Genomic DNA, 2,360 nt, shown 5'->3' on the forward strand with positions numbered 1-2,360 from the left:
GGGTGGGGCTCCAGGCGGGCCACCACTCTACCGCCGCCCGGTCTCTACAACGAGCCCCCCGGGGAGCCCCCCGGGGTACGGCCCAGGGGGGCAGGAGTGCCTCAGTCCGCGCCCTTGATGCAGGCCACCGGCTTGAGGCGGTGGGCCACCCGGGCGAGTCCCGCCTGCTCCACCGTCTCCAGGACGTCGTCCAGGTTCTTGTAGCAGGGGCCGGATTCGTCCAGCGGGGTGACGCGGGTGTTGAGCAGGATGCCGGCCTCCTTCATGCGCTGGTCCGTCTCCGCCTGCTGGAGCTGCCGGCGCGCGGCGGCCCGGGACAGCCGCCGGCCGGAGCCGTGGTTGACGGAGTAGATGGACTTCTCCGCGCCGGGTTCGGCGAAGAGGATGGCGCTGCCCGTCTCCATGGACCCGGGGATGAGGATGGGGTGGCCGGTGGCCTCCCAGGGCGTGCCCTTGAGGGCGGGGTGGCCGCCGGGGAAGGCCCGCGTGGCGCCCTTGCGGGCGACGAACTTCCCGGCCTCGCGCTGGATGAGGTTGTGGGAGATCTCGTAGTAGATGCTCGCGGTGCCGCCGAACACGTCCTCCAGGGCGCCGCACACGGCCTCGCCGATGAGCAGGCGGTTGGCCACGGCGAAGTTGGCCGCCATGTTGTGGAGGTTCCAGTAGTCGCGGCCCAGCGCGCTGTCCGCGTCCAGCCAGATGAGGTCCTCGCTGCGGCTCTTGAGGCCCAGGTGCGCGGCCCCCTCCACGAAGAAGTGCTTGGCGATGTTCCAGCCGAAGCCCCGGCTGCCGGTGTGGAGCATCACCCAGACGCGGCCCTGCTCGTCCACCTGCATCTCGGTGAAGTGGTTGCCGCCGCCCAGGCTGCCCAGCTGCCCGCGCTTGTCATAGGCGCGGACGGGGATGTCCACGCCGGTGTCCTCCACGGGGATGAAGTCGCGCTCGGTGACGGAGCTGCCGCGGCCCAGGGCCTTGGCGCCGTGGCGCAGGACCTCCTTCACGGTGCTCTCGTTGAGGCGCCGCTGCTTGCGCGCCCGTTCGGCGCCCACGCCTACGGCGATGCGCTGCGTGACCTCGTTGATCCACTGGCGGCGCTTCGCGGGGTCGGCCACGTCCTCCACGGTGAGGGAGGTCTGGAGCTGGACCATGCCGCAGCCGATGTCGTAGCCGGCGGCGGTGGGCAGGAGGACGCCGTCCGTCTCCACGATGGTGCCAATGGGGACGCCGTAGCCCACGTGACAGTCGGGCGTGATGGCGACGCGGGTGACGCCGGGGAAGGTGGCGGCGTTGACGATCTGGTCGAAGACGGTCTCCTCCAGGCCGGGGGACTCCGGGCCGCCCTCACCCCAGAGGAGCTTGTCGGAGAGGAACAGGTCCGCGTGCACGCGCATCGTCTTCGTGCGGGGCAGGACGTAGTGACCCTCGGCGACCTTTTCCAGACATTGCTTCCAGCTCATGGCGCAAGACCCCAGGTGGATGAACCCGCGGCAGGGACGGAGCCCTCCCTCCACCCTGACGAGACGGTGATTTCAGGACATTGGGACGGCTGCCTGCCTGGTGGGGGCGGGGCGGGAGTTCCCGGTGGCGGACTGCGGTGTTGGACGGCAGTGCATTGATCGGCGGTCATACAAGCCTGGGGCTTGCGGTAGCGGATCGCCATTCCCATTTCTCTGTCGTGCATCAAGGGGGTGGGCGATGGGGTTTTTGACTGGGGTGGTGCTGGCGGTGGCGTTGCAGGCGGGGCCGGTGGAGCTGAGCGCGGGGCCGGTGTTCAACCCGTCGCTGTGCGCCAAGAAGCGCGTGGATCCATGCGGGTGCCACCACGTCTACGGCATCCGGCACTGCCACCAGAACCGGAAGAGCAACCACTGCGAGGCACAGGTCCGCGCCTACGAGCCGGAAGAGACGCAGGAAGCCACGGACCCGAAGAACCCGCTGCAGAGCCTCATCGACCCCGCGAAGTCCGTGTCGATGTAGGGCGCCGGGAAGACAGGCGGAAAGCAGCACGGGGGCTCCGGACGGCGACGTCGGAGCCCTTGGTGTTTTCAGGGTGTCCGCGCGGCGCTCGCGCGGACAGGTCCCCGGCCCCGCTCAGGAGGCAGCGGGTGCTTCGACGGGCAGCACCTCCGCACGGCTCACCTGCAGCGCGCTGTCCGAGCGGATGATGACCCAGCGCGCCTGCGGCGACACGCGCAGGGCCATGACGTTCGGCGCCAGGCGGCGCATCTCCGGCTGGAAGGGCAGCGTGGCCCGGGGCGGCATCGTCAGCGAGGAGGCGTGCGGGTTTCCGGTCTGGGCGTGCGGCGGGGCGGGAGGCGCGGGCTTCGGTGCGGCCTCCTGCGCGCGGTTCAGCAGGGTGA

At 70.6% G+C, this 2,360-nt stretch carries 3 protein-coding genes; 1 reads left to right on the forward strand and 2 read right to left on the reverse strand.

Annotated features, from left to right (window positions below; genetic code table 11):
* Positions 1 to 101 precede the first annotated feature (101 nt).
* Entirely contained in the window at positions 102 to 1,457 is a 1,356-nt protein-coding gene (locus tag D7X12_RS40880; protein WP_120630508.1) for an RtcB family protein, read from the reverse strand.
* A gap of 238 nt (positions 1,458 to 1,695) precedes the next feature.
* On the opposite strand from D7X12_RS40880, the gene D7X12_RS40885 reads away from it, so the two are divergent.
* Complete coding sequence (locus D7X12_RS40885) at positions 1,696 to 1,977, forward strand: hypothetical protein (RefSeq protein WP_120630509.1); 282 nt, start codon at positions 1,696 to 1,698, stop codon at positions 1,975 to 1,977.
* A 114-nt stretch (positions 1,978 to 2,091) separates the two neighbouring features.
* On the opposite strand, the gene D7X12_RS43335 is transcribed toward D7X12_RS40885, so the two are convergent.
* A partial coding sequence (locus D7X12_RS43335; RefSeq protein WP_158620224.1) for a hypothetical protein occupies positions 2,092 to 2,360 on the reverse strand: 269 nt, incomplete at its 5' end.

The organism is Corallococcus sicarius (assembly GCF_003611735.1).
Taxonomy (GTDB): domain Bacteria; phylum Myxococcota; class Myxococcia; order Myxococcales; family Myxococcaceae; genus Corallococcus; species Corallococcus sicarius.

Excerpts from the sequence above, each read along its gene's own strand:
- D7X12_RS40880 (WP_120630508.1), bottom strand. The coding sequence starts at position 1,457 with ATGAGCTGGAAGCAATGTCTGGAAAAGGTCGCCGAGGGTCACTACGTC.
- D7X12_RS40885 (WP_120630509.1), top strand. The coding sequence starts at position 1,696 with ATGGGGTTTTTGACTGGGGTGGTGCTGGCGGTGGCGTTGCAGGCGGGG.